The 24,493-nt window shown below is 42.3% G+C and carries 28 protein-coding genes; 17 read left to right on the plus strand and 11 right to left on the minus strand.

What is annotated here, in order from left to right; all coding sequences use genetic code 11:
• The first annotated feature begins 5 nt into the window (after positions 1–5).
• From EZV76_RS00955 to EZV76_RS00975, 5 genes are all read left to right on the plus strand, one after another.
• A complete protein-coding gene (locus tag EZV76_RS00955) occupies positions 6–1,727 on the plus strand; it encodes a DUF1501 domain-containing protein (protein WP_136564725.1) in 1,722 nt (573 codons plus the stop codon).
• A 158-nt stretch (positions 1,728–1,885) separates the two neighbouring features.
• Entirely contained in the window at positions 1,886–3,991 is a 2,106-nt protein-coding gene (metG, locus tag EZV76_RS00960) for a methionine--tRNA ligase (protein WP_136564726.1), read from the plus strand.
• A 109-nt stretch (positions 3,992–4,100) separates the two neighbouring features.
• Positions 4,101–6,224, plus strand: coding sequence for a Tex family protein (locus tag EZV76_RS00965; protein ID WP_136564727.1), 2,124 nt, complete (start codon positions 4,101–4,103; stop codon positions 6,222–6,224).
• 9 nt (positions 6,225–6,233) lie between these two features.
• Complete coding sequence (locus EZV76_RS00970) at positions 6,234–7,136, plus strand: histone deacetylase family protein (RefSeq protein WP_136564728.1); 903 nt, start codon at positions 6,234–6,236, stop codon at positions 7,134–7,136.
• A gap of 31 nt (positions 7,137–7,167) precedes the next feature.
• Positions 7,168–8,007, plus strand: a complete 840-nt coding sequence (locus EZV76_RS00975; RefSeq protein WP_136564729.1) for a phosphatase PAP2 family protein — start codon at positions 7,168–7,170, stop codon at positions 8,005–8,007.
• Positions 8,008–8,282: 275 nt separating this feature from the next.
• On the opposite strand, the gene EZV76_RS00980 is transcribed toward EZV76_RS00975, so the two are convergent.
• Both EZV76_RS00980 and EZV76_RS00985 read right to left on the minus strand, forming a co-directional pair.
• The gene (locus tag EZV76_RS00980; RefSeq protein ID WP_136564730.1) at positions 8,283–8,699 is read right to left on the minus strand and encodes a hypothetical protein; all 417 of its coding nucleotides are present in this window, start codon (positions 8,697–8,699) and stop codon (positions 8,283–8,285) included.
• Between the two features lie 134 nt (positions 8,700–8,833).
• Positions 8,834–9,166 carry a single-stranded DNA-binding protein gene (locus tag EZV76_RS00985; RefSeq protein WP_136564731.1) on the minus strand — a complete coding sequence of 111 codons (333 nt, stop codon included), beginning with the start codon at positions 9,164–9,166 and terminating at the stop codon, positions 8,834–8,836.
• 216 nt (positions 9,167–9,382) lie between these two features.
• On the opposite strand from EZV76_RS00985, the gene EZV76_RS00990 reads away from it, so the two are divergent.
• From EZV76_RS00990 to EZV76_RS01005, 4 genes are all read left to right on the plus strand, one after another.
• A complete protein-coding gene (locus EZV76_RS00990) occupies positions 9,383–9,631 on the plus strand; it encodes a hypothetical protein (RefSeq protein ID WP_136564732.1) in 249 nt (82 codons plus the stop codon).
• Between the two features lie 283 nt (positions 9,632–9,914).
• The gene (locus EZV76_RS00995) at positions 9,915–10,409 is read left to right on the plus strand and encodes a Dps family protein (RefSeq protein ID WP_136564733.1); all 495 of its coding nucleotides are present in this window, start codon (positions 9,915–9,917) and stop codon (positions 10,407–10,409) included.
• 51 nt (positions 10,410–10,460) lie between these two features.
• The gene (locus EZV76_RS01000) at positions 10,461–10,928 is read left to right on the plus strand and encodes a hypothetical protein (protein ID WP_136564734.1); all 468 of its coding nucleotides are present in this window, start codon (positions 10,461–10,463) and stop codon (positions 10,926–10,928) included.
• Positions 10,929–11,050: 122 nt separating this feature from the next.
• The gene (locus EZV76_RS01005) at positions 11,051–11,656 is read left to right on the plus strand and encodes a GNAT family N-acetyltransferase (protein ID WP_136564735.1); all 606 of its coding nucleotides are present in this window, start codon (positions 11,051–11,053) and stop codon (positions 11,654–11,656) included.
• On the opposite strand, the gene EZV76_RS01010 is transcribed toward EZV76_RS01005, so the two are convergent.
• Entirely contained in the window at positions 11,657–12,793 is a 1,137-nt protein-coding gene (locus EZV76_RS01010) for a glycerate kinase (RefSeq protein ID WP_136564736.1), read from the minus strand. It abuts the gene before it with no gap.
• A gap of 131 nt (positions 12,794–12,924) precedes the next feature.
• Here EZV76_RS01010 and EZV76_RS01015 point away from each other — a divergent pair, with 131 nt between their 5' ends.
• On the plus strand, positions 12,925–13,626 hold the full coding sequence (locus EZV76_RS01015; RefSeq protein WP_136564737.1) for an SIMPL domain-containing protein: 702 nt from the start codon (positions 12,925–12,927) through the stop codon (positions 13,624–13,626).
• A 33-nt stretch (positions 13,627–13,659) separates the two neighbouring features.
• Positions 13,660–14,151, plus strand: coding sequence for a DUF6265 family protein (locus EZV76_RS01020; protein ID WP_136564738.1), 492 nt, complete (start codon positions 13,660–13,662; stop codon positions 14,149–14,151).
• 6 nt (positions 14,152–14,157) lie between these two features.
• On the opposite strand, the gene EZV76_RS01025 is transcribed toward EZV76_RS01020, so the two are convergent.
• Together EZV76_RS01025 and EZV76_RS01030 are read right to left on the minus strand one after the other, a co-directional pair.
• The gene (locus EZV76_RS01025) at positions 14,158–14,739 is read right to left on the minus strand and encodes a TetR/AcrR family transcriptional regulator (RefSeq protein WP_161594378.1); all 582 of its coding nucleotides are present in this window, start codon (positions 14,737–14,739) and stop codon (positions 14,158–14,160) included.
• 37 nt (positions 14,740–14,776) lie between these two features.
• Entirely contained in the window at positions 14,777–15,526 is a 750-nt protein-coding gene (locus EZV76_RS01030) for an SDR family NAD(P)-dependent oxidoreductase (protein WP_136564740.1), read from the minus strand.
• 186 nt (positions 15,527–15,712) lie between these two features.
• Between EZV76_RS01030 and EZV76_RS01035 the strand changes: the two genes are divergently transcribed.
• Together EZV76_RS01035 and EZV76_RS01040 are read left to right on the plus strand one after the other, a co-directional pair.
• Positions 15,713–16,285 carry a pentapeptide repeat-containing protein gene (locus EZV76_RS01035; RefSeq protein WP_136564741.1) on the plus strand — a complete coding sequence of 191 codons (573 nt, stop codon included), beginning with the start codon at positions 15,713–15,715 and terminating at the stop codon, positions 16,283–16,285.
• A gap of 10 nt (positions 16,286–16,295) precedes the next feature.
• Positions 16,296–16,649: a hypothetical protein gene (locus EZV76_RS01040; RefSeq protein WP_136564742.1), complete on the plus strand. Its 354-nt coding sequence runs from the start codon at positions 16,296–16,298 to the stop codon at positions 16,647–16,649.
• Between the two features lie 7 nt (positions 16,650–16,656).
• Here EZV76_RS01040 and EZV76_RS01045 read toward each other — a convergent pair whose 3' ends face one another.
• The gene (locus tag EZV76_RS01045; protein ID WP_136564743.1) at positions 16,657–17,127 is read right to left on the minus strand and encodes a CBS domain-containing protein; all 471 of its coding nucleotides are present in this window, start codon (positions 17,125–17,127) and stop codon (positions 16,657–16,659) included.
• Between the two features lie 100 nt (positions 17,128–17,227).
• On the opposite strand from EZV76_RS01045, the gene EZV76_RS01050 reads away from it, so the two are divergent.
• The 3 genes from EZV76_RS01050 to EZV76_RS01060 all read left to right on the plus strand — a co-directional run bounded on the left by EZV76_RS01050 (position 17,228) and on the right by EZV76_RS01060 (position 21,109).
• On the plus strand, positions 17,228–19,528 hold the full coding sequence (locus EZV76_RS01050) for a M20/M25/M40 family metallo-hydrolase (protein WP_236640825.1): 2,301 nt from the start codon (positions 17,228–17,230) through the stop codon (positions 19,526–19,528).
• Positions 19,521–20,330 carry an NAD-dependent epimerase/dehydratase family protein gene (locus EZV76_RS01055; protein WP_136564745.1) on the plus strand — a complete coding sequence of 270 codons (810 nt, stop codon included), beginning with the start codon at positions 19,521–19,523 and terminating at the stop codon, positions 20,328–20,330. Before EZV76_RS01050 ends, EZV76_RS01055 begins: the two co-directional genes overlap by 8 nt.
• Before the next feature lie 83 nt (positions 20,331–20,413).
• On the plus strand, positions 20,414–21,109 hold the full coding sequence (locus EZV76_RS01060) for a tetratricopeptide repeat protein (protein WP_136564746.1): 696 nt from the start codon (positions 20,414–20,416) through the stop codon (positions 21,107–21,109).
• On the opposite strand, the gene EZV76_RS01065 is transcribed toward EZV76_RS01060, so the two are convergent.
• Both EZV76_RS01065 and EZV76_RS01070 read right to left on the minus strand, forming a co-directional pair.
• Complete coding sequence (locus tag EZV76_RS01065) at positions 21,106–21,606, minus strand: nuclear transport factor 2 family protein (RefSeq protein WP_136564747.1); 501 nt, start codon at positions 21,604–21,606, stop codon at positions 21,106–21,108. The two genes, EZV76_RS01060 and EZV76_RS01065, sit on opposite strands and share 4 nt — an antisense overlap.
• Positions 21,596–22,093: a hypothetical protein gene (locus EZV76_RS01070; protein WP_136564748.1), complete on the minus strand. Its 498-nt coding sequence runs from the start codon at positions 22,091–22,093 to the stop codon at positions 21,596–21,598. Before EZV76_RS01070 ends, EZV76_RS01065 begins: the two co-directional genes overlap by 11 nt.
• A 64-nt stretch (positions 22,094–22,157) precedes the next feature.
• Here EZV76_RS01070 and EZV76_RS01075 point away from each other — a divergent pair, with 64 nt between their 5' ends.
• Complete coding sequence (locus tag EZV76_RS01075; protein WP_136564749.1) at positions 22,158–23,102, plus strand: NAD-dependent epimerase/dehydratase family protein; 945 nt, start codon at positions 22,158–22,160, stop codon at positions 23,100–23,102.
• 2 nt (positions 23,103–23,104) lie between these two features.
• On the opposite strand, the gene EZV76_RS01080 is transcribed toward EZV76_RS01075, so the two are convergent.
• From EZV76_RS01080 to EZV76_RS01090, 3 genes are all read right to left on the minus strand, one after another.
• Positions 23,105–23,431: a hypothetical protein gene (locus EZV76_RS01080; protein ID WP_136564750.1), complete on the minus strand. Its 327-nt coding sequence runs from the start codon at positions 23,429–23,431 to the stop codon at positions 23,105–23,107.
• Between the two features lie 74 nt (positions 23,432–23,505).
• The gene (moaC, locus tag EZV76_RS01085; RefSeq protein ID WP_136564751.1) at positions 23,506–23,934 is read right to left on the minus strand and encodes a cyclic pyranopterin monophosphate synthase MoaC; all 429 of its coding nucleotides are present in this window, start codon (positions 23,932–23,934) and stop codon (positions 23,506–23,508) included.
• Positions 23,935–23,937: 3 nt separating this feature from the next.
• A complete protein-coding gene (locus EZV76_RS01090; protein WP_136564752.1) occupies positions 23,938–24,378 on the minus strand; it encodes a molybdenum cofactor biosynthesis protein MoaE in 441 nt (146 codons plus the stop codon).
• Between the last annotated feature and the right edge of the window lie 115 nt (positions 24,379–24,493).

Genomic DNA, 24,493 nt, shown 5'->3' on the forward strand with positions numbered 1-24,493 from the left:
CTACCATGTGCGATTCTCATCACAACCATAATACATCATCACCATACAAGGGCCTCGAACATGATGGCCACGATTTGGAACATAAAAACTGGAGCAGGCGTTCCTTTATCCAAGCACTGGGCATCGCTGGGTCAGGATCCATGTTCTTGGGAAGCAACCTTATTTCCGCCTCTGCCCCTTCTCCCCTTTCTGCTGCCATTGCTGCAGCCGAAACGGACAATATTCTGGTACTTATTAGATTATCTGGGGGAAATGATGGCTTAAGCACGGTAATTCCCATTCAACAATACGACACCTATGCAAATGCTAGGCCCAATATCTACATCCCGGAAAGTAAAATCCTAAAACTTACCGATGATTTTGGGGTCCCCACTTATATGAACGCTCTGGAATCTCTTTGGGGCGATGGCCAGTTCAAGGCCGTTCATGGGGTTGGGTACCAAAACCAAAGTCTATCCCATTTTACCGGGTCCGATATTTTTGCCAATACCGACCTAAACACCACAGGTTTTAGTGGAGAACCCACTGGCTGGATGGGCAGGCACTTTGAAGAACTGTATCCAGATTATTTGATCAATCCACCCGAGGCGCCTGCAGCCATACAAATTGGCAACTTGGCCAATTTGGTCTTCCAAGGTGACGAAACCAATTACGCATTTGTAACCAACAATGTGGAGCAATTGGAACAAATTGCCGAAACCGGTTACTTCTATGATATTCAAAATGCTCCATTTGATGACTGTATGTACGGTGATCAATTACGTTTTTTGCGTGGTGTGGCCAATACCACCTATGAGTATGCAGGCAAAATCCATGAGGCATACGAACGTGGTGATGCACTCCGATGTGTAGAGTATCAAGACAATGGTTTTGCCAGACAATTGTCGCTTTTGGCCAAATTGATCAAAGGCGGACTTGGCACTAAAGTGTACATGATTTCCATGGGCGGGTTTGACACCCACGGCAATCAGCCAATTGCACATGAACGGTTGATGTCCACACTTTCTATAGCCATCAACAATTTTTATGAAGATTTGGCCTGTACCGAACAAGATGATAAGGTATTGAGTATGACCTTCTCCGAGTTTGGCCGAAGGATTTTTGAAAATGGTTCCAACGGTACCGACCACGGTAAGGCCGCCCCCACACTTTTCTTTGGTTCTGGATTAAGCGGTAGCGCCTTTGTAGGGGACCACCCTTCGCTGGACAGTCCAAATAGTAGAGGAAATCTGGAATATACTATGGATTTCAGGGACCTTTATGGTACTGTTTTAGCCGAATGGCTTTGTGTGCCAAGAGCATCCGTGGAACAACACTTATTGGGGTATCAGTACCGGGCCATTGACCTTGGGTTCAACTGTAGTGGTGAAGAGTTTGACGATATTGCCATGGACAACGACCCACCAACCTTCCCGGAAACACCCCCAAGTGAAGATGGTACAGATCCAAACCCAGATTTGTTGAACAATATTGTACATACCCCCTACTACCCAAACCAAAGGGCACCGCATATTCATTTGGAGATGCCTTTTGCTGCGCATGTGGATATTGAGCTTTTTAATATTCTTGGGCAAAAAGTGGGAACGGTCTTCAATGAGATGATGTTGGAAGGTTCCACCGAAATCAATATTAGGGAGCGTATGAGAGATAGTCTTTCCACTGGGAAATACATTTATAGAATATCCGTTGCGGATCAACGAATGAGCAAATCCGTAATGATCATGTAAAAAAGCGGGATACTTAATCATTTATTCAAAAAAGCCTCTTGTTGTGCAACCCCACACCCCAATTTTGGGCTGCACAATTTGGAGGTTTTGCTTTTTCGTCGCAAGGCATTTTAGGCTTCTTCCAAAATGAGTATTTTTGAGGCCTAATTACACAATACATGCCCAAGACAACGTCTCCTTCAAGATACACCATTACAGCTGCGCTACCCTACACCAATGGCCCCATTCACATTGGCCATTTGGCGGGGGTGTACGTTCCAGCCGATATCTATTCACGCTACCTTAGACTAAAAGGACAGGATGTTGCCTTTATCTGCGGTAGTGACGAACACGGTGTGGCCATCCCTATGAAGGCCAAAAAAGAAGGGGTCTCCCCAAAAGAGATTATAGACAAGTACCACGGCATCATAAAAAAATCGTTTGCCGAATTCGGGATTTCTTTTGATAACTATTCCCGAACATCTGCTAAGGTACACCATCAGACTGCATCGGATTTCTTCAAAAAACTGTACGAGCAAGATGATTTTATCGAAGAGGAGACCGAGCAATTGTTTGATGAGGAAGCTCAACAGTTTTTGGCAGATAGATTTGTGGTGGGTACTTGCCCTCGATGTGGTCATGAGGAAGCCTATGGTGATCAATGTGAAAACTGCGGTTCGTCCTTGAATGCCACAGATCTTATCAACCCAAAATCAACCATAACCGGTGGAGTTCCAGTGCTTAAAAAGACCAAACACTGGTTCTTACCCTTGGACCGCTATGAAGATTTTCTCAAAGAGTGGATTCTGGAAGGCCATAAATCCGACTGGAAACCCAACGTTTACGGTCAATGCAAATCATGGATAGACGATGGACTAAAGCCCCGCGCTGTGACCCGTGACCTGGATTGGGGAATACCCGTTCCCGTGGAAGGTGGCGAAGGGAAAGTGCTCTACGTCTGGTTCGATGCGCCCATCGGATATATTTCCTCCACCAAGGAATGGGCCGAACGTGAAGGAAAGGATTGGAAATCCTATTGGATGGACAAGGATACCAAGCTGGTCCATTTTATAGGCAAGGACAATATTGTGTTCCACTGCATCATCTTCCCGAGCATGCTTAAGGCACATGGCGATTTTGTTTTGCCGGAAAATGTACCCGCCAATGAATTCTTGAACTTGGAGGGCAACAAGCTTTCCACTTCAAAGAATTGGGCCGTTTGGCTGCACGAATACTTGGAAGAATTTCCGGATATGCAAGATGTGCTTCGCTACGCATTGACCGCCAACGCCCCAGAGACCAAGGACAACGATTTTACTTGGAAGGATTTTCAAGCTCGCAACAACAATGAGTTGGTGGCCATTTTCGGGAATTTCGTGAACCGTGTGGCGGTATTGACCCATAAATATTACAATGGTGTTGTGCCTACACCCAACACCTTCACCGATTTGGACAAGCAAACCCTACAAGCCCTTAAGGGCTTTCCAGAAATATTGTCCAACTCCTTGGAGCGGTATCGCTTTCGGGAAGGCAGTCAGGAGCTGATGAATTTGGCCCGATTGGGCAACAAATACTTGGCCGATGAAGAGCCATGGAAGTTGATAAAGACCGATGAGGAACGGGTAAAGACCATTATGTACGTTGCGCTTCAGATTGCTACAGGATTGGCCATTCTCAGTGAACCCTTTTTGCCCTTCACTTCAGATAAATTGAAAAAGATTCTTCGCGTTGTTCAGAATGACAAAAACGAAGTCATTTCGAACGAAAGTGAGAAATCTATTGGCTGGAGCAATATGAGTTCCGAGGAAACTTTACTCCCTGCAGGACACACTATAAATCAAAGTGAACTCCTCTTCAGAAAAATTGAAGATGCGGAGATCCAACAACAATTGGACAAACTGGAAGCTACCAAAAAAGTAAATGCACAAATGGACAAAGCCGTGACCCCTGAAAAAGACACCATCACTTTTGACGATTTCACCAAACTGGATATGCGGGTGGGTACCATTGTAGAAGCCGAAAAAATGCCCAAGGCCAACAAGCTCTTGGTGTTGAAAGTAGATACCGGATTGGACACCCGAACCATTGTATCCGGAATCGCCGAAAGTTTTAAGCCTGAAGATATCGTAGGAAAAAAAGTAACCGTTTTGGTGAATCTTGCCCCTAGAAAATTGCGCGGCGTAGAAAGTCAAGGGATGATCTTGATGACCGAAAACCAAGAGGGAAAACTGGTGTTCGTCAACCCAGATGAAGATGGAGTTGGGAATGGGGAAGGTATAAGTTAATTCACATTCAAAGAAACTATCCGGTCGAGCGCAGTCGAGACCTTCCTTGAAAATTTGGATTATAAGACTTCTCGACTACGCTCGAAGTGACAACTACTAAACAAACATCATGCAACTTGTTCCTTATATCGTGCACCACACCCAGCTTTCGGAAAAGAGTGTGGAAAATACCGTGGCCTTGTTGAACGAAGATTGTACCGTTCCCTTTATTTCCCGTTATCGAAAAGAACGTACCGGCAATCTGGATGAAGTCCAAATTGGGGCCATTGTACAGTATAAAACCCAGTTTGAGGCTCTGGAAAAGCGGAAATCCGCCATTATCAAAGCCGTAGAGGAACAGGGCGAACTCACTCCGGAGTTGAAGGCAAAGTTCCAGAACTGTACCGACCTTACCAGCCTGGAAGATCTTTACCTCCCTTTCAAGAAAAGTAAAAAGACCAAAGCCGAAACCGCCCGAAAAAATGGGTTGAAACCCTTGGCAAAAATTATCATGGCCCAGCGGAGTGATGAGATTGAATTCATCGCCTCCAAATATTTGGGCAAGGACGTCAACAATGAAGATGAGGCTCTGGAAGGCGCCCGCCACATCATTGCTGAATGGATCAATGAACGTTCAGATATCCGTAACCAGCTGCGCAACCAGTTGGAACGCCATGCTTTCATCACCACCAAGGTCATCAAAACCAAAAAAGAGGACGAAAAAGCCCAAAAGTTCCGTGACTATTTCGATTGGAGCGAGCCACTGGACCGTTGCCCCTCCCACCGCTTTTTAGCCATCATGCGAGCAGAAAAGGAAGGGTTTATCCGGGTTAAGATTGAAATTGATGATGATAGGGCACTTGATATGATGGAAAGGCGCGTCATCAAATCAAACAACGCCTGTTCACAACAGATTGAACTGGCCATAGCGGATGCCTACAAACGACTTTTGTTCCCCTCACTTTCCAACGAGCTGTTAAAGGCTGCCAAAGAAAAAGCGGATACTTCTGCCATACAGGTATTCTCCAAAAACCTAAAACAATTGTTGTTGGGTTCCCCTTTGGGTGAAAAAAGGATTCTAGCCATAGACCCGGGTTTCAGAACAGGTTGCAAAGTGGTTTGTTTGGATTCTCATGGCGAGCTAAAACATAATGAGACGATTTACCCCCATCCACCCCAACGGGACAGTGCAGGGGCCATCAAAAAGATAAGTTCCTTGGTCGATGCGTACAAAATTGAGGCCATTGCCATTGGTAATGGCACCGCATCACGAGAGACGGAACAACTGGTAAAACGTATTGCATTTAAAAACCCCATTGAGGTTTTTGTGGTCAGTGAAGCAGGAGCTTCCATCTATTCGGCCTCCAAAATTGCCAGGGATGAATTCCCAAACTACGATGTTACTGTCCGAGGGGCAGTTTCCATTGGGCGCCGTTTGGCAGACCCCTTGGCCGAATTGGTGAAAATAGATGCCAAATCCATTGGGGTGGGCCAATACCAACACGATGTGGACCAAACCCAATTGAAAACCTCCTTGGACACCGTGGTGGAGAGTTGTGTCAATTCCGTCGGGGTCAACATCAATACCGCCAGTGTGCCCCTCCTCAGTTATGTATCGGGCATTGGTCCGAAACTGGCTGAAAACATTGTCACCTATCGCAATGAACATGGGACCTTTACCAGCAGGGACCAAATTAAAAAAGTACCCCGGCTTGGTGGAAAGGCCTTTGAGCAAAGTGCCGGATTCCTGCGTATCAAAGAGGGTGAAAATCCATTGGACGACTCGGCTGTTCACCCAGAAAGTTATGGCATAGTTGAAAAAATGGTGAAAGACCAAGGCATTTCCTTGAAAGAGATTGTTGGCAATAAATCCATCCTGCATAACATCGACCTAACATCTTATTGTACGGATGATATTGGGCTTCCTACTTTGAAGGATATTCTAGGAGAATTGGAAAAACCTGGTTTGGACCGCAGGGAAAAAGCCAAGGTGTTTACCTTTAATCAAAACATCAAGGAAATAACCGATTTAAGAGAAGGACAATTATTGCCGGGCATTGTAAACAATATTACCAATTTTGGTTGTTTTGTGGACATCGGTATCAAGGAAAGTGGACTCATCCATATTTCCAATCTTTCAGATACTTTCGTGAAGGACGTCAATGAGCACGTAAGCTTACATCAGCAAGTAGTGGTCAAGGTGTTGGATGTGGATGTTTCTAGAAAACGTATTCAACTGGCTCTTCACAAATAAGGGAATTCAATGCTAAAAATAGCCTACCATTCCATTTACAGGCATCCATTACCGGAAGGGCATCGGTTTCCCATGATCAAGTATGAGTTGTTGCCCCAACAGCTTCTTCATGAAGGTACCTGCGGCAAAGAAAACTTCTTTGAACCCTCTTTTCCTGATGTCAAATCTATTTTGGCTGTTCATACCGAAGCATATTATGAGGATTTGATTAACCTACATCTAGATAAACGTGCCATTCGAAAAATAGGTTTTCCCTTAAGTGACGAATTGGTGAAACGTGAACAGATTATTGCAGATGGCACAATCAAGGGTTGTGAATTTGCACTTGAACATGGTATTGCCATGAATATCGCAGGAGGAACCCATCATGCATATTCCAACAGAGGCGAAGCTTTTTGCCTATTGAACGACCAAGCCATAGCGGCCAGATATCTTCAAAAAAAAGACTTGGTCAAGAACATTTTAATTATTGACTTAGATGTACACCAAGGCAACGGTACTGCCGAAATTTTTCAGGACGACCCCACTATTTTTACGTTTTCCATGCATGGAAGGGGCAATTATCCCTTCAAAAAGGAAACTTCGGACTTGGATATCCCTCTGGAAAAAGGTACCACGGACCAAGCGTACCTTTCCATTTTAAAGCACACCTTACCCGGCCTTTTGGATAAAGTACAACCGGATTTCATCTTCTATCTCTGCGGTGTGGACGTACTGGCCTCCGACAAATTGGGCACCTTGGCCATGAGTTTGGAGGGATGCAGAGAACGTGACCGCTATGTGCTGGAAATGTGTTATGATGCAAAAATTCCAGTACAATGCTGTATGGGAGGAGGGTATTCTCCCGACATTAAGGTTATTGTAGAAGCCCATGCCAATACCTTTAGATTGGCGCAGGACATTTATGCGTAATTTTATCGCCTAATTTTTATTTTCAATCGCCATGAAATTGTTCAAATACTTCATTATTATCTTAATTGTGATTCCCGTAGCAGGTCAAGAATTACAACCAACAAAAGAGAAAAACCTCTGGAACAACTTCACCTATGATGTTGGAAACATTTTAGGCGGGGTTGGCCATGCCTATTCACGGCCATTTCATTGGCAAGGAAACGATTGGGCCAATTTTGGATATCTGACTGGAGGCACCTTGCTTCTTTTTACCGTGGATGACGAGCTCAACGATTGGAAAAACGGTTTTCGCAAAGACATTCCTGATTTTGTGATTGACTATGGACATGAGTATGGCAGTCCTGAAAACAATTATATGCTCACAGGAGGAGTATATTTGGCCGGACTCTTTACCAAAAATGAAAAACTGAGACGGACCGGGGTGCTCCTGATTTCGTCTGCCACCGCAGGTGGGTTTTTACAACAAGTGAGCAAGCGTATCATAGGTAGGGCAAGACCAAAAAGTGGAGCCAGTTCCAGTACGTTTGACCCATTGCACTTGGACCGTGTATATGATTATGACTCCTTCCCATCTGGCCATGCCATGTTGGCTTTTAGCAACGCATATGCCATTGCCAAGCAATTTAAAAGTCCTTGGGTGAAAGCAGGATTATATACCGTTGGCATGATTCCCGGTATGGTCCGGGTTGTGGATGATTTCCATTGGGTTTCTGATGTTGCTTTTAGCACTGTACTGAGCATTTTTATTGTAGAATCCATAGACAAGTACTTGGATTCCAAATACGATGAGAAATACAATGACAACCAATCAAAATTAAGCTGGAACCTTTCCTTTGGCCCAAATACCATGGGAGTTGCCCTTCGTTTTTAGCTTGGGAGTCAAACAATTGTTAATAATTTTTTATTTAGATTGATTTAAAATAATTATTTTTGCCCATCCACTGTGTTGATAGATGGGAAAGAAGAAGAAAAAAGAAGAAAAAAAACAGAAAAAGGCCTTGTTGAAAGAACTTCAGGTTACTAACTGCAAGACCAAGTGCTGTAAAAAATATAAAAAGGGAGAAAACAAGCGTTGCAAGCGCTGTCCTTGTTTTGACCTTTTAAAGAAAGTTGCGTAAAATCCACCAATTGGTGGATTTTTTAGTCTTATTGGTTTCTTTTTGGGGAAGTGTTCAAGACCATTCCATTTTCCATTAGCTGTTTTAAGTATTCCGTATCCGAAGAAGAAAGATACTCATGGGCCCTTTCAAAAAAACGTCTGCTATGGATACAGCCTTCCGTACAATTTTGTAGGTGCCGTTGATAGGCCTCCTTTTTGCTTTTCATGTATACCAGATAGGCCGTAAAGTTTTCTGTTCCCAATTGGCGCTCATAATTATGCTGGTCCGTCCAATAATCCAGTTCATCCTGTAGGTCCATGGCTTCCAATTTCTGCTCATATTGCGCATCACGAAGGGCTAGATCCTCATAAAATCTAAAGTTTTGAGGTACAATACTCTCCTGTTGGGCCAATAACAATGGTCCAAAGCAAAGGAACAATATGAAGGGGATCATAGCTTTCATGGCAATCTTTTTTTAGTAAGACGAACAAGTACCCCAAAGCTTGCATCTATTTACTTTAAGATATCATGAAGTCATAGTAAACAAAAAGAAAGGGGACAAACTGCCCCCTTTCTCGTTCACATGTAGGAATCGTCTTATTTACCTATCATTAAAAGCTCATTGCATTTAATTTCAGTGACATACCGTTTCTCACCTTCCTTGGTTTCATAGGCACGGGACATCAACTTCCCTTCAATGATGACTTCCTTTCCCTTGACAAGATAACTCTCGGCTATCTCAGCCATTTTCCCCCAAGCAACAACATTGTGCCATTGCGTATCGGTTACTTTTTCCCCATCTCCATTTTTGTAGGATTCATTAGTGGCCACAGAGAACTTGGCCAGTTTGTTTCCATTTTCCATAGTGATGATTTCTGGGTCGTTCCCCAGGTTACCAATTAACTGTACTTTGTTTCGTAGTGAATTCATGATTTAAGATTTAAGCGTTAAACAGTTACTACTATCGAATAGGTTTTGTTCGACAGGGCAAACTTAGCAGCCGTTCAAAGCAATAATCGGTTTGAAATCATTTGTTTTCGTTTGTAAACGTATGTAAATGATTGAAATTTGATATAGGCGCCGATTGATTAAATCAAGCAACAATCAAAAGGAGAGTGACCAAATACATCCAAAGAGTGTCTTAAGATGAAACTCAACCAAACAACACAAATGATCATACGGTGCATCCACAAATACACAGTAGTAAAACGCTTTAGTCTTGGAAAACGATTATATGATAAAATGGAAACCATCTACATCCAAGAGCATGACAATCAAAATGGAGAGTCCCAAAAAGTCTTTAATAGCGACAAAGAGTATGTCATTGATATTTCTGCCGATATATACGTTGCTCTCAACAAGGATTTTATTGTGCGAAGTCGTGACAACGAATAAAATACTATCTCAAAACTGTTAATAGAGTGTTTAGAGACGTTAAACCATGTTAAATACTTGATTTTCTGAAATATACTTCTATATTTATAGTATGGATAACATAAAAACAGACTTCAATCCTATTGCCTTCTAGGTCGAGCAATTGACCCTTATATCCATATTGGGGAATCTTCTTTTCCCACAACCCAGCGTACAAAAATGCATTTCTTATTACGTCCGATTTATGGACCAAATAGGGTATGCATCAAATTAAACACAAAGTCGAATCAGAAAAACACAAAAAATGGAAACTGTAAAAACAAAAAACAAGACATTTAAAAAATTAGGTTTTACCTATTTGGAGACTGCCGAAATTGTAGTCACCCTAAATACTCTACTTGCCAACTATCAGGTATTCTACAATAAACTGAGAAATTTTCATTGGAATATTGAAGGTCCAGAATTTTTTGAACTCCATGAAGTATTTGAAAAAGAATACAACACCACCAAGGAAAACATTGATACTGTAGCAGAGCGCATTCGCGTCTTTGGTGTAAAACCCAACTTCACCCTAAAGAAAACCATTGAGCTTTCTACCATAAAGGAACCTGAAAAAGAACTGTCCGCCATAGAAATGGTGCGGGAAGTACTAAACAATTATGAAATACTACATAACAATATGCTAGACGGCATCAATGCCGCCTTGGAAAGTGGTGATGTGGCCACGGAGCAAATCCTCACCGATTTCCTTATGCACATGGAAAAAAGAAATTGGATGTTCACTTCTTATCTCAAATAATTCTTGACCATCCCTCGAGAAAGAAATATATATCATTCAAAACAGTTACACATGAAAACCCTAACAACATTCTTATCAATTTTTATACTAACCGGTATGGCAGGATATGCCCAAAGCCAAGACTCTGGTCATATGAACGCCACCATCCATAAAACTTTTTCAATTGAAAAAGATGGCACCGAGGTTCCATACAACCTTAAGGTCATGGAGCATAGAAATTACCCCATGGTCTTGAAACAAAAAGAGATGAGTCAAGTTAATCAAAATAGAAAAGAGAAACCGGCAGTAGTTACCAAACTCATTGCCGTGGACAAAGACAATGATCAAAATTATGATCACTATATGGTCTTAAAATACAGACGGTCCGTAACCGATAGTTTTAAGGTAGTTCCCACAAAAAAGGGATTTGCCGTCAAGGTAGACGACAAAACCATGCAGTATTTTGTAACGAAAGGTATTTACTTTATTGACAATACCGATAAAGACTTTTTCTCTGTAGAGGAATTCAGGGAAATATAATTTCCTTTTTCAGATTTCGTTTTTTGATTGACAAATGGGCCGGGAGCATATCCCGGCTTTTTTGTTGTGTAAAATTGAGCCAAGCATAATACCTTTGGTAAAATCAACATTAAATAAATTCTATGGCACCTTGGTTGCAACCCATTACGCTGGAAGGAGAGTTGGTAAAGCTGGTCCCTATGCTAGCGGAACACAGAGACGCTTTGGTCTCCGCAGCTTCAGATGGTAAACTGTGGGAGTTGTGGTATACTTCCGTTCCATCCGCCGACACCATTGACACTTATATGGGTATTGCCTTTTCGGAACAAAAAGCGGACAGGGCACTTCCATTCGCTATCATCGATAAAAAAACCAATACCGTTGTAGGCAGTACCCGCTATCTGAATGCCGATGCCCAACACAGAAGGGTTGAAATCGGGGCCACTTGGTACGCTGAACGGGTACAGCGAACCGGGGTCAATACCGAATGCAAGTATCTACTCTTGAAACACGCTTTTGAAGTGTTGGATTGCATAGCGGTAGAGTTCAAGACCCATTTTCATAATTTTCCTTCTCGCAATGCCATTCTCCGTTTGGGGGCCAAACAAGAAGGCATCTTAAGAAACCATCGAATTGATGAAAAGGGAGTTATTCGGGATACGGTGCTCTTTTCCATTTTGGACAGCGAATGGAAAGCCGTAAAAACTTCGTTGGAATTTAAGATGATGCGAGGGAAGTCCAACTCTTAATTAAACTTGAGTCTGTTTCAAAAGACTGGCAAAATTGTAACTGGCCAATTCCAAATTCCGATAACTTTTGATTTTGGCATCCTCCAAATTGCCCACGTGGTTTAAAATGGAAACTCCATACTGAAGTCCCATCTTCTGCATGTCTTCTATGGAAACATCCATGGAACCGCAAAAAGCGGCAACTGGAATATTTTTTGCCCGGGCCGAGCGCACTACCCCATTGATGGTTTTTCCAGAAAAGGTCTGACCATCCATTTGTCCTTCGCCAGTGATGACCCAATCAGCATTTTCCAAAGCATCATCAAAACGGGCCAATTGCATCACCAAATCCACCCCAGGCGTTAAATCGGCATTCAAGAAAACAAGGGTCCCAGCTCCCATACCCCCTGCGGCACCAGCTCCTGGAATTTGCTGTACGTCCACCTCAAAAACAGTGCGCAGCACTTGGGCAAAACTTTCCAATCCTTGGTCCAAAAAAACGACCTCATCTGGAGAAGCTCCCTTCTGGGGACCATATATATGGGCCGCGCCTTGTTTGCCATACAAGGGATTATTGACATCACAGGCCACCTGAACATTGATTTCAGATAATTTCCCGTGAACTTTTTCCTTGCTGATGTGTTTTACATGGATAAGATTCCTCCCCACAGGTTCCAAAATTTGTCCGTCCTTGTCCAAAAATTCATATCCCAAAGCCATGGCTATCCCCATGCCTCCGTCATTGGTAGCACTGCCCCCAATACCAAGAACAATGTTCTTCGCCCCTTTTTCCATCGCATCCACGATCATTTCACCTGTTCCCAAAGAAGTGGTGTGCATGCAGTTCATTTCCGATTTGGCCAATAATTTATAGCCCGAAGCCTCGGACATTTCAATGAATGCCGTTTTCCCATCCCCCGAAAGCAGATAAGCCGACTCTATCTCACGAAAAAGAGGATCATTTACTTTAACGGAAACCATTTCTGCATGAAGATAATCCATCACAACTTCAATGGTACCATCTCCACCATCGGCCAAGGGCTTTTTGACGATATCAGCAGTAGGAAAAACTTTTTTTATCCCACTTTCGACAGCATCGCAAAATTGCCGCCCAGTGAGCGAACCTTTATATTTATCTGGTGCCAGAACAAATTTCATACTTACAATTTACTTAAGAATATTGGAGAATCCCCCAGTTTTTTATGTTTTGAAATTTTATGGATCATAAAACGGCACAGGTTTTGCTCCTTGGGGGGAAGTATTTACCTTTAAATAAAAAATCAAAACGCATGAAAAAAGTAATCATTCCCATTATCGGGCTATTGTTCTCAACAGCAATTTTTTCACAATCAAAGAGTTTCTTGGATGTTCCCTATTTGGAAACCTCTGCCCAAGTGGACACTTTGGTCACCCCAGATAAAATTTACCTCAACATCACCATTCAGGAAAAGGACTCCAAAGGCCGAAATTCCGTCGAAGAGCAGGAAAACAAAATGGCCCAACGCCTAAAAGCCCTTGGTGTGGATTTGGACAAGCAATTAGTGATCAAGGACCTTAGCAGTAACTTTCAAAAATATTTTTTACGCGGAAAAGAAGTGCTAAAAAGCAAGCAATATTCCCTTTTGGTATACTCTGGAAAACAGGCCGGTGAAGTATTGATGGCCTTGGAGCAGTTAGATATTGCCAATGCCTTTTTGGAAAAAACGGAATATTCCAAAATGGATGAACTTGAGCTAGAACTGAAGACTAGGGCCGTAAAAAAGGCCAAGCAAAAGGCTAATGCGCTCACCAAACCGTTGGGTCAAAAAGTGGGTCTTGCCCTTCATATTGCGGATAACTCGCAACCGTACTACCCAAGATACAACCAAGCTCCAATGATGGAGATGAAGGCGGTGAGTGCCGATATGGGTCAAGCACAACCCTTGGACATCGATTTTGAAAAAATAAGAGTGGAGACCACGGTAAATGTAAAATTCGCATTGTCCAATTAATAGCTGGCCGTTCGTCTTACCATAAAACATCGTATGAGAACTGCAATTATCCTGTTCCTATTCCATGTGGGAATGGTTTCAGCACAAGAAACCCTACAATTGACTGATGGGCAACAATCCCCAAGTGCCACATTGGAGGATGTGTCTTGGATATCTGGGCATTGGCAAGGCGAAGCTTTTGGCGGCATTGCAGAAGAAATCTGGAGTCCCCCACTCGGGGACTCCATGATGTTTGTCTTTAAACTGGTAAAGGACAACAAAGTTTCTTTTTATGAAATAGGACACATCCAACAAGTGGAGAACACCATGATCCTACAGTTGAAACACTTTCAGGGAGACCTCAAGGGATGGGAGGAAAAAGATGCAACCGTTGATTTTAAGTTGGTAAAGGTTGAGAAAAACAAAGTCTTTTTTGAAGGATTCACTATGGAACTGGTGAATGAAAATGAGATGAACATTTATGTTCTCATTGAAGATGGTGATTCTGCTGAAGAAGTGCTATTCGCCTACAAACGGGTTCCTTAGCAGTTCTCAATCCAAGATGGAAAGTCCTGCGGCCGCCATTTTTTTAAGACTTTCCGAAGTAGGGTCCACTTTGGCCAAAACCCTGAGTCCATTGTATAGACCAAAAAACATCAGCCCAATATCCTGGGCGCTTTTGGAGGCATCGATTTGGCCCTTGTCGATTCCCTTTTGGATATAATCCACAAAAACTGCCTCCATGTTCTCCCTGTTCTTTTGGAGCATTTCCTGAATGGCCTCATCCCCTGGAATGAGCTCCGTGGTGGTATTGACCACAAAACACCCCTTTTTGGACAAATCACAAAGAGATTCGTTAATGGCCATATCAAAAAGCTTCTTAAGCCCAACCCGGACATCATTTTCTTTTTCAAAAAGGTTTCGCATACAGCTACCACTCACCTCAATATAATGCTCCACCGCGTTCTGGAAAAGGATTTCTTTGCAGCCAAAGGTATCATATAAACTAGCCCTGTTGATGCCCAAATGGGACACCAAATCCTGCATTGAAGTGGCATGGAACCCTTTTTCCCAAAAGAGTTCCATAGCCTTGTTCAATATCTCCGTTTCATCAAACTGCTTTACCCTTGGCATGTGTTTCGAAATAATTCTTTCGAAAGTATTCAAAAAATTACACTTGCGCCAATCCTCCATCCACGGGAATCTCCGCCCCAGTGATATAACTACTGTCCGAAGACCCCAAGAATACGGCTGTGGTGGCAATCTCATCCACAGTCCCAAACCTGCCTTGGGGTATCATTGAAGGAAGGTTGGACGCCATCTGGTCCACATTCTCCTGAGGCGCATTGTGTTTGATGTAAATAGGAGTGTCAATAGGTCCTGGCGCAATAGCATTTACCCGGATTCCCTTAGGCCCCAATTCGGCAGCCAATGTACGGGTCAATGAGCGCAATGCCGCTTTACTAGATCCGTAGGCAGACATGCCCGAAAAGCCTTTTACGTTTACAATGGAGGTGTTGAAAATGATACTGGCTCCCTCGTTCAAGTATTCATAAGCGGCCTTTACGGTGAACAACGGACCTCGCACGTTCACATCGTACACTTCGTCAAAAATCTGCTCGGTCAGATGTTCCAAAGGCTCAATTCTAAAGACTCCTGCGTTCAGAAACAGGATATCAATCTTCCCAAACCGCTCCACGGTCTGGGCCACAAGGGCCGCACTGTCCGAGACACTGGATGCTTCGGCCCTGACCAATAAATACTCTCCAGAGAGTTGGTCCTCTATGGCGTTCAACTTACCCTGACTTCTACCGGTAAGGACCACTTTGGCCCCCTCCTCAAGATACTTTTTGGCCGTTTCCAGACCCATTCCACTTGTTGCCCCGGTAATGATGGCTACTTTTCCCAATAGTTTTTTCATGGTGTAATTGTTTTATGTTTTTATTTTGGAATGAATGTTCCAGTACAAACATATTTATTTTAGAACGATTGTTCCAAATAAAATTCAAGGTTTATCCTTTTCTTAACAATCCCCATCAGTTTTTGTAACTTACCTTGCATTGGGCATGACCCCGAAAACGGTTTAATTTCATTGGAAACATATCATATGGCACAATCATTTTGGCTGGACAAAGAGTTTATCAAACAGGATTTTACGCAAACCAAGTTGCCCAAAGGGGATTATGAAAATTGTCGTTTTGTGGATTGCTTGTTCACCAAGGGGTTTTTGGACAACCAAAACTTTGTGGAGTGCACTTTTGAAGATTGTGATTTGACCAATGCCAATATAGCCCATACCACTTTTAACGAGGTGGAATTCATTAATTGCAAAATGGTGGGGCTTCAGTTTGACAGCTGTAATCCCATGCTGTTATCATTTCAATTTGACGGATGTAATCTTTCGGTGGCTTCTTTTTATGATTTGGAAATTCCCCAGACCCGGTTTGTGAATTGCAAGTTGCACCAGACCGACTTTTCCAACACCTCCCTAAAAGGGAGTTCCTTTTCAGGTTCTGACCTGAAGAATGCTATTTTTGAGAATACCGATCTGGAGGGGACGGATTTTGAAACTGCCTTCGGATTTTCCATCGACCCCACTAGAAACTCCCTCAAAAAAAGTAAGTTCAGCAGAGAGGGTCTTATAGGTTTGTTGAAAAAGTATGATATTGTAGTCACCTAAATCTTATCCTATGTCCGAAAGAAAATGTTTGGAATGTGGGGCAAAGCTCTTGGGCAGGATTGACCAGAAATACTGTTCCGACCACTGTAGAAATGCCTATAACAATCGCCTGAACAAAGACAGCAAAAACTTGGTGCGCAACATCAATAACAAACTGCGCAAAAACTATCGTATCCTGGACAGTTTTCCATTAAAAGAAGGGAAAACCACCACTACAAAGATGCGATTATTGGATAAAGGCTTCGATTTTGAATACATCACCAACCTTTACACTACCAAAAAAGGCAGCACCTACTATTTCGTTTATGACCTTGGGTACTTACCTTTGGACAACGATTATTATATGATTGTAAAACGGGAGTGATAAAATTTTACTTCCAATTCTGTGCATTGAGCTTTAGGGCTGCCACTACAATGTCTTTGCGGCTTATCTGGCCCACCAGAATATCCTTTTTCATTACCGGCAACCTCCTACGGTTATGTCGATCAAAGACACCGGCCGCATCAAAAATGCTCATGTCATGCGGAATGGTCTCCACCTCCTTGGTCATATACCGTTCCACACTTTTGTCCAATATAGGCTGATTGAAATACCTACTTTCAGAGATCTGCTTCATACAGTCCGCTTCGGAAATGATGCCTACCAAAAATCCATTGTTATCCATAACTGGCCCCCCAGATATGTGATACTTGGCAAATGCTTCCATTACTTCCAAAATAGATTGTTCGGGTGAAAAAGTAATCAGTTTTTTGGTCATGTAATCCTCAACCAAAATAGGAGCGTCGTACTTTTTTTTAGACTCCTCCTTAGATCGTACGCCTTGAAAACTCTTGATTGCCATAAGGTTAAATTTAAGGTTGAATATTAAATATAGCTTTTTTTAACGAATTATCTAACTTTTTATATCCAAATATGAGAACCTTTCATAATTTCATATTTTTATGACCAAACAACGTAAAACCATGAAGTTCTCCCGAACCCTTGCCCTTTTCCTTCTCTTAGCCGCTGTATTTTGGAGCTATAAAGCCTTGACGCCAACGTACGGTCCAGATATGGATGCATCTCCACAGATTTTTTCCACGGACAGGGCCTTGGTTCATGTTAAAAATCTATCCGTAGAGCCTCATGCCGTTGGATTTCCAGGGCATGCACGGGCCAGAAGCTATATTATTTCCGAGCTTAAGAAAATGGGATTGGAAACCTCTACCCAAGAGGGATATACCGCTGGGGACTGGGCCAATCTCAGCAAAGCCACCAATATTTTGGCAAGGATAAAGGGTACGTCAGAAGGAAAAGCACTTTTGTTGTTGTCCCATTATGATAGCAATCCGCATTCATCACACGGCGCAAGTGATGCCGCAAGTGGCGTAGCCACAATTTTAGAAGGAGTTAGGGCTTTTTTGGAAGAAAACCAAAACCCGAAAAACGATATTATCATACTTATCACCGATGCTGAAGAATTGGGTCTCAATGGAGCTGATTTATTTGTAAACAAACATCCATGGGCAAAAGATGTTGGTTTGGTACTCAATTTTGAGGCGCGTGGAAGCGGAGGCCCTAGTTATATGCTCATTGAGACCAATAGGGGCAATGGAACCCTTATCAAGGAATTTTCCGAAGCCCACCCAGAGTATCCCGTAGCCAATTCCTTGGCCTACAGCATCTATAAAATGTTGCCCAACGATACGGATTTGACTGTCTTTAGGGAAGATGGCGATATTGATGGCTTTAACTTTGCCTTTATTGATGACCATTTTGATTACCATACTGCGCTGGACACTTATGAGCGTTTGGACAGAAAAACATTGGCTCATCAGGGCAGTTACCTAATGCCATTGCTCAAACATTTCAGTGAATCGGATTTGGGGAATCTTAAAAGCTTAAATGATTATATCTACTTTAATCTCCCTTTTTTCAATCTGGTTTCTTATCCCTTTGAATGGATTTGGCCCATGTTCGGGTTTGCCCTATTGACCTTTGTTATTTTATTGATTGTAGGCTTCAAAAAGAAAAGATTACATCTAAAAGATATTCTAAGAGGGTTCTTGCCTTTACTGTTCACTCTCGTGGTCAATGGAGCAATCGGCTATTTTTGCTGGACCACAATTACTTGGTGGTATCCCGACTTTAAGGATATGTTACATGGGTTCACCTATAATGGCCATTTATACATCGTGGTCTATGTCATGATTTCTTTGGCCGTATGTTTTTGGACCTATCATAAATTTCGAAAAACAGGCACGCCCAATCTTTTGGTTGCGCCGATTTTTGTATGGTTGGTTATCTGTGGTCTTGTTGCACAATATTTATCTGGTGCAAGCTTTTTTGTGATTCCTCTTTTTGGGCTTTTGGCCGCTTTTATGGTAACCCTGAACCAAGATGAGCCCAATCCTTTTTTGATGGTCTTTTTAGGATTACCGGCAGTTTTTATTTATTCACCTTTCATTAAAATGTTTCCTGTTGGATTAGGCTTGAAGATGATGGTGGCGGCAACAGTATTCACCACCCTCCTATTTGTTTTGATGTTACCATTTTTTGGACAACTAAAAAACAAAGATCGTTTGGCCTATCTTTTTTTGTTCCTGTTCATGGTGTTTGGCATATCGTCCCATATTAATTCAGATTTTAATGCAGAAAGACCCAAACCAAGTAGCCTCCTTTACGTTTACAACGCAGATACGGACACTGCTACTTGGGCCACGTATGACAATAGCCCAATTGATTGGAACAATCAATTTTTGGGAGATACTAAACACAAACCCAGTACTGAGGAATATGAGACATTATCCAGCAAATACCGAACCCAGCTCACTTACATTGCCGATGCACCGAAAAAAAACATTATACTTCCATGGATTGATACGGTGAACGACACCATTATAGGTGATACTAGAGTTCTAGAGCTTTGCATCACTCCAAAACGGGATGTTAACCGTCTGGATGTGTACACCAACCCCATCACTTTGCAAAAAGCAAAAGTGAATAGAATCCCATTGTCAGAACATTTTTTGGAAACTCGAAACTCGAAACTTGTAACGCATTACATAACCAATAATGACTTTACCGAGCTTGAATTGACCTTTCCAAAAGACTCGGTGTTGGAACTGTCTTTTTACGAGGCTTCCAATGATTTGCTTACCCATCCGGACTTTAGCATTCCCAAAAGACCCGAGTCCAGCATTCCCATGCCCTTTGTGTTGAACGATGCCATATTGACCATTAAGACATTGCGATTTGAATAAAAAAATTGGTGTTTTAGGGTGTGGATGGTTAGGGTTTCCCTTGGCCAGACAATTGGCAAAGAATTCTTATGATGTGCATGGCTCCACAACATCAAAAGATAAGATGGATGCCCTCCAAATGGATGGGATAACACCTTTTCAAATTGAGTTGTCCGAAACGGGTATCAAAGGCGACATTCAAAAATTCTTATCCAACATTTCCATTTTAATTATAAATATACCTCCAAGATTAAGGAGTAAAAATGCCGAAAGCTATATTGAAAAGGTAAAACTGCTCCATGCCGAAATCAGAAAGAGTGGAGTCTCAAAAATTATCTTTGTAAGCAGCACATCGGTATATGGTGATGTGAAAGGTAATGTTACCGAATTAACTCCTCCAATACCCAATACAGAATCTGGAAAACAATTACTGGCCTGTGAAAATCTTTTGATGGGAGACACTACCCTGCACACCACTGTAATTCGCTTTGGCGGATTGATTGGACCTCAACGACACCCCGTAACCATGCTCTCCGGAAAACAAAACCTCACCAATGGCGATGACCCGGTAAACTTAATTCATCTGGATGATTGCATCCTCATGATTTCCACCATCATCCAAAATGAGTATTGGGGTGAAATTTTTAATGGCGTTTATCCATTGCACCCAAAAAAAAGGGATTACTATGTGGATGAAGCCAAAAAAAGAGAGATTCCCCCACCACACTACCAGAACAATGCTTTGGAAGAAAAAAATAAGGTGGTGCTGAGCATCCTTTTTCTGGGCAAAGGGCATAGCTTCACAACTTCTATTACCACATAAAGGGCTTAATATTCCATATGGCATTTTCTTAACAGCTTTATACCAATAATTTTTTTAGTTTTGGCGCACTAAATTGAAGATCAATGAAAAAGACATTACCCCTATTACTTTTACTCATCGGTTTTAGTGCGATGGCCCAGAGCAAAAATGAACTTTTGGAGCACTATCAAGCATACTATGATGAAATGCGCTTGCAAGGTGACATTACTGGTGTTATTGGAGCATTGACTCATTTAAACGTACTTGCCCCCTCCCAAGAGAGGAGAGACACCTTGTCCTTTATCTATATGAACAATGGCCAACACCTACAAGCTTTGAACACCATTGGGATTGAAAAGGATGATGCCGATTCTGATTTGGCCGTTCAGGTAAAGGCCGTATGTTTGAAGGCACTGAACCAACCCAAAAGGGCTTTGGAACAGTTTGAGGTACTTTTTAAAAGAGACCCATCTGCTTATTTGGCATATGAATTGGCCGACCTAAAAATCCAGACTGGGGATAATGCTGGAGCTTCCACCAATATAGAGTATGGTATTGCCAATGCCCAGGACGATATGAAGTATGCTTTTTATGAGAGACAGCAACCTTATGAAGTTCATTTAAAGTCCGCCTTTTACCACTTAAAGGGCCTTTTGACCTTCAATATGGACAGGAACAATATCGATGCAGCCATAGCTACCATTGATGAAGCCCTAAAATTGGATCCCAATTTTAATTTGGCGAGTTTAAGCAAACAGGCGTTGGAATCTAGAAAAGAGAAACCAGAGGGAGGAAATTAATCCTGTTGTTTTTTCAATTCGAGCAACAACTGGTCATCTTTTTGTTCCTTCATTTGAATCAGTTCGTCAACATTTTCATTGGGCACGGCTATTGAAAGTACATAATGGGCAATCTTCCATTGCCCATTTTCTTTTTTGAGCACCCCGGAACCCCTACACAGTTTCATCTGGGTATCCAACAATTCATCAAACCAAGCAAAATCCTTGGCTTTATTGAGGTATATATTACGTTGGACCGCGGTAAAACTCCAAGCTTTTCCACGATCAAAATAAGGTTTTGAAAACGCTTTGAATTCCTCATTTTGCCAATTTTCGGTGGCATCCGTACCAATGAAGATCCCGTCATGGGTCATTTTTGCAAAATAAGCATCATAATCGGCATTGGAAGCCGCTAAGTGCCAACTATCCAATAAAGTGTCGATTCTTTCCTTTTCCGTGGTCTGTGCGCTGGCTACCATAACGGTAAGCGCCAACAAACTAAATATCTTATTCTTCATCCAAAATCAATTTTTTGTCCAACTGACTGTTTACGATAACATTTAACTGTTTACGTATCGCATTGTACGCTTCCACCATTTCTATAGTGGGCTCTGTGGTTTCTTGATTTTCCAAAACCTTGGATTTAACCTTATACAAATACGTTTTAAGTACCTGTTGTCTACTTTTCACCTGAAAACTATCAAAAAGCTCGGGATAGGTTCCTTTTTCTAAAAGTTTTTCCTTTTCAATAAGGTCATCAATGGCCAAACTCAAATCTTCATTGTTGGTTGCCTTGTACAAAACATCTATGCTTCCTGACAAAGCCTTAAACTCCTCCCAAGTTTCTACAATGGCACTTGCTTCTGGATTCAAGGCCAATTTGGAAGGTAATTTTTGATAATTGAATACGAGCTCTACGGCCTCGGTTTCTTCGGAAGCATTTTCTGCATTTTTACAGCTCCAAAGAGCAGCAAAGGCCATCAGTGTAACTATCAATTTTCGCATAAGCGAATGTACAAATTTTAATAAAGGCTATATTTATCCTTAAACGCAATTAACTTCAAATTAGATGCAAAAGCCTATTCTCATTTTAGGGGCATGCGGACAAATTGGTACCGAGCTCACCGTTGAACTCAGAAAAAAGTATGGTTCCGAATGTGTTATTGCCAGCGACATACGGGAAGGAAATAATGATCTAGTGAAATCTGGCCCGTTTGAACTTTTGGATGCCACAAGTTATGGTGCCATTGAAGATGTGGTAATGCATTATGAAATTGATGAAGTCTACTTAATGGCCGCAATGCTCAGTGCTACTGCAGAAAAGTTTCCTATGAGGGCCTGGAACTTGAACATGGGCTCCCTTTTCAATATATTGAATTTAGCTAGGGAAGGAAAGTTATCCAAGGTATTTTGGCCTTCCAGCATAGCTGTTTTTGGCCCCAATACCCCAAAGGAAGATACCCCACAAAACACCATTATGGAACCAAGCACCGTATATGGCATAAGCAAACAGGCTGGGGAACGTTGGTGCGAATATTACTTTAAAAAATTTGGGGTTGATGTGCGTAGTGTGCGCTACCCAGGATTGATCAGTTGGAAGACCATGCCAGGCGGCGGAACTACCGACTATGCCGTTGAGATATACCATGAAGCCTTAAAGAATGGCAACTACCAATGTTTCCTGAATGAAGAAACCAAACTCCCCATGATGTATATGGACGATGCCATCCGGGCCACCATCAGCTTAATGGAAAGCCCTGCTGAAAACCTCACCATACGATCTTCCTACAATTTGGGCAGCATGAGTTTTACCCCGAGTGAAGTGGCTAAAAGTATCCAAAAACACATTCCTGATTTCTCCATAAGCTACGCCCCAGATTTTAGACAGCAAATAGCCGATTCATGGCCTAGTAGCATTGACGATACCCTGGCCAGAAAGGATTGGGGATGGCAACCCAACTTTAATTTGGATCAGACCACGGTTGAAATGTTGGAAAATCTAAAACGGGATTGAGATTATTCTTCCTCTTCGGAATCTGAAAAATCATCGTCATCATCTGGCATCTTGTCCATATCATCAGTATCCAAATCTGATGTGTCTTCATCGTCATCGTCATCGTCATCAAAGTTCGCCATGGTATGCTCTAACTTGGAACTTATCTTTACCAAATATTTGGTGTCTTCCGTGGATACCTCAACAGCCTCAATCAACTCACCTTTCAAATTTCTAAAGTTGATCACATCGTTATCTCCATAGCCATCGGGGTATTTTTCCACAAGTAATTTCAATACTTCTGGGGTTAGCTTTTTGTAATCGACAATTACACGTTTGAGGTTGTTCATGGTGCTGGGGTTATTTTCTAATCAACCTAAAATTAGAATAAAAGTGTTTGGTTGGGGAAAAAAAATTGAAAAAATTACAACTTATCAATATCTGACTTGCCGCCTGTCTTTTTCAATAATTTTATGTGGTGGATTTCCACACTTTTGTCAATGGGTTTTAGCATATCGTACATGGTAAGGGCCACTACACTGGCACCATGCATGGCCTCTACCTCCACCCCGGTTTTATAGAAGGTCTTTACAGTGATGATGATCTTGATCTCCAGTCCATCCATTTCATATTCAATACCGCAATACTCCACAGGGAGAGGATGACAATCGGGAAGCAGGTCTGAAGTTTTTTTCACCCCTAAAAAGCCGGCAGCTTTGCTCATGGAAAGCACATCGCCCTTGGGGACCGTTCCGTTTTTAATCGCCTCAATCGTGGCCATATCCCCAACTTTTACGACCGCCTGTGCCACAGCAGTTCTATGGGTGGATTGTTTTTGGGTTATATCGACCATTGGCTATGTATTGACTTTCCATTGATAGGAATCATCCTCAAACAGTTCCTTTCCAAATACGGGGACGTGTGCCTTGATTTCCTCGACCACGTACTCCAAAGCTTCAAATGCTACCCGCCTGTGAGGGGAGGACACAAATACAAAAAGACAAATTTCCCCTGCATTTACTTTGCCCTTGCTATGATAAATATGCATGCAGGTAATTTCAAATTTTGAAAAAGTACTCTCCCGGATTTCATGGAATTTTTGATTGGCCATACCCTCATAGGCCGAGTAATCAATGGCCGAAACGGTTTTTCCATCAATCTCATCGGCACGTACCTGTCCCAAAAAAATATCATGTGCCCCAATCTGCGTCTTCGACTGGTGTTTTGCTATGGACTGAGCGATGAACTCTGGGGAAATAGCCCCGTCCCTAAACACATTCTTGACTTTGGTCTCCATACTCTGGAAGTTTTGACTAAGGTAAGGAAGAAATAAGAAAGGGCCATGGACAAACACCTTCAACCCATTCCCAGAAAATACCCTACATTTATGACCAAAGAAGCAGTCTATGACT

Source organism: Flagellimonas alvinocaridis (assembly GCF_004916895.1).
GTDB classification, from domain to species: Bacteria; Bacteroidota; Bacteroidia; order Flavobacteriales; family Flavobacteriaceae; genus Flagellimonas; species Flagellimonas alvinocaridis.

Bases quoted from the DNA above. Each gene is read 5' to 3' on its own strand.
- EZV76_RS01000 (WP_136564734.1), top strand. From the start codon at position 10,461: ATGAAAACCCTAACAACATTCTTATCAATTTTTATACTAACCGGTATG.
- EZV76_RS01030 (WP_136564740.1), bottom strand. From the start codon at position 15,526: ATGAAAAAACTATTGGGAAAAGTAGCCATCATTACCGGGGCAACAAGT.
- EZV76_RS00990 (WP_136564732.1), top strand. From the start codon at position 9,383: ATGAAACTCAACCAAACAACACAAATGATCATACGGTGCATCCACAAA.
- EZV76_RS01020 (WP_136564738.1), top strand. From the start codon at position 13,660: ATGAGAACTGCAATTATCCTGTTCCTATTCCATGTGGGAATGGTTTCA.
- EZV76_RS00955 (WP_136564725.1), top strand. From the start codon at position 6: ATGTGCGATTCTCATCACAACCATAATACATCATCACCATACAAGGGC.
- EZV76_RS01060 (WP_136564746.1), top strand. From the start codon at position 20,414: ATGAAAAAGACATTACCCCTATTACTTTTACTCATCGGTTTTAGTGCG.
- EZV76_RS00975 (WP_136564729.1), top strand. From the start codon at position 7,168: ATGAAATTGTTCAAATACTTCATTATTATCTTAATTGTGATTCCCGTA.
- EZV76_RS00965 (WP_136564727.1), top strand. From the start codon at position 4,101: ATGCAACTTGTTCCTTATATCGTGCACCACACCCAGCTTTCGGAAAAG.
- EZV76_RS01050 (WP_236640825.1), top strand. From the start codon at position 17,228: ATGACCAAACAACGTAAAACCATGAAGTTCTCCCGAACCCTTGCCCTT.
- EZV76_RS00970 (WP_136564728.1), top strand. From the start codon at position 6,234: ATGCTAAAAATAGCCTACCATTCCATTTACAGGCATCCATTACCGGAA.
- EZV76_RS01070 (WP_136564748.1), bottom strand. From the start codon at position 22,093: ATGCGAAAATTGATAGTTACACTGATGGCCTTTGCTGCTCTTTGGAGC.
- moaC (WP_136564751.1), bottom strand. From the start codon at position 23,934: ATGGTCGATATAACCCAAAAACAATCCACCCATAGAACTGCTGTGGCA.
- EZV76_RS01005 (WP_136564735.1), top strand. From the start codon at position 11,051: ATGGCACCTTGGTTGCAACCCATTACGCTGGAAGGAGAGTTGGTAAAG.
- EZV76_RS01015 (WP_136564737.1), top strand. From the start codon at position 12,925: ATGAAAAAAGTAATCATTCCCATTATCGGGCTATTGTTCTCAACAGCA.
- EZV76_RS00995 (WP_136564733.1), top strand. From the start codon at position 9,915: ATGGAAACTGTAAAAACAAAAAACAAGACATTTAAAAAATTAGGTTTT.
- EZV76_RS01010 (WP_136564736.1), bottom strand. From the start codon at position 12,793: ATGAAATTTGTTCTGGCACCAGATAAATATAAAGGTTCGCTCACTGGG.
- EZV76_RS01065 (WP_136564747.1), bottom strand. From the start codon at position 21,606: ATGAAGAATAAGATATTTAGTTTGTTGGCGCTTACCGTTATGGTAGCC.
- EZV76_RS01080 (WP_136564750.1), bottom strand. From the start codon at position 23,431: ATGAACAACCTCAAACGTGTAATTGTCGATTACAAAAAGCTAACCCCA.
- EZV76_RS01035 (WP_136564741.1), top strand. From the start codon at position 15,713: ATGGCACAATCATTTTGGCTGGACAAAGAGTTTATCAAACAGGATTTT.
- metG (WP_136564726.1), top strand. From the start codon at position 1,886: ATGCCCAAGACAACGTCTCCTTCAAGATACACCATTACAGCTGCGCTA.
- EZV76_RS01040 (WP_136564742.1), top strand. From the start codon at position 16,296: ATGTCCGAAAGAAAATGTTTGGAATGTGGGGCAAAGCTCTTGGGCAGG.
- EZV76_RS00985 (WP_136564731.1), bottom strand. From the start codon at position 9,166: ATGAATTCACTACGAAACAAAGTACAGTTAATTGGTAACCTGGGGAAC.
- EZV76_RS00980 (WP_136564730.1), bottom strand. From the start codon at position 8,699: ATGAAAGCTATGATCCCCTTCATATTGTTCCTTTGCTTTGGACCATTG.
- EZV76_RS01045 (WP_136564743.1), bottom strand. From the start codon at position 17,127: ATGGCAATCAAGAGTTTTCAAGGCGTACGATCTAAGGAGGAGTCTAAA.
- EZV76_RS01090 (WP_136564752.1), bottom strand. From the start codon at position 24,378: ATGGAGACCAAAGTCAAGAATGTGTTTAGGGACGGGGCTATTTCCCCA.
- EZV76_RS01025 (WP_161594378.1), bottom strand. From the start codon at position 14,739: ATGCCAAGGGTAAAGCAGTTTGATGAAACGGAGATATTGAACAAGGCT.
- EZV76_RS01075 (WP_136564749.1), top strand. From the start codon at position 22,158: ATGCAAAAGCCTATTCTCATTTTAGGGGCATGCGGACAAATTGGTACC.